Source organism: Kocuria rosea, from assembly GCF_023715525.1.
GTDB lineage: Bacteria > Actinomycetota > Actinomycetes > Actinomycetales > Micrococcaceae > Kocuria > Kocuria rosea_A.
Map to the genome: position 1 here is coordinate 1 of NZ_JAMBOG010000061.1, position 480 is coordinate 480.

The following is a 480-nucleotide window of genomic DNA, read 5'->3' on the forward strand; positions in this document are numbered from 1 at the left end:
CTCGACACGCTATCGGACGAACCCCGTCGTTCCGCGTCGCCACGCGCAAGCCACCCCTCGTGGGCGCTCCGTCATGTGGTGTGCTTGGTGGTGTGCGGCCGCGGGTGCACGCGGGTCGAGGCAATCGCTCGGGCGCGCGAGGAGGCCCGCAGATCGAAACCGGCTTCGCGGGACTGCCTCCACGTGGAAGACTGTTGTTCATTGTCGAGAACCACATTCGTGTGGGTTCACGAATACGCGTGAGACGGCCCCCGCGCCGTCCGACGAGGAGGATGGATATGACCGCAACGATGGAACAGACGATGACCGCCGCCGACCGCTGCGACCGTTGTGGCGCCCAGGCGTTCATCAAGGCCGTCATGTCCGAAGGTCTCGAACTGCGCTTCTGCGGCCACCACGGCCGTGAGCACCTCGACAAGCTGCGGGAGGTCGCCGTCGAGGTCATCGACGAAACCCCCCGCCTCAGCGAGGTCTGAGCAT

Annotated in this window: 1 protein-coding gene; it reads left to right on the forward strand. The window is 66.0% G+C overall.

Annotated features, from left to right (window positions below):
• Nucleotides 1-278 precede the first annotated feature (278 nt).
• Nucleotides 279-476 carry a DUF7455 domain-containing protein gene (locus tag M3185_RS16965; RefSeq protein ID WP_006946873.1) on the forward strand — a complete coding sequence of 66 codons (198 nt, stop codon included), beginning with the start codon at nucleotides 279-281 and terminating at the stop codon, nucleotides 474-476.
• Nucleotides 477-480 lie beyond the last annotated feature (4 nt).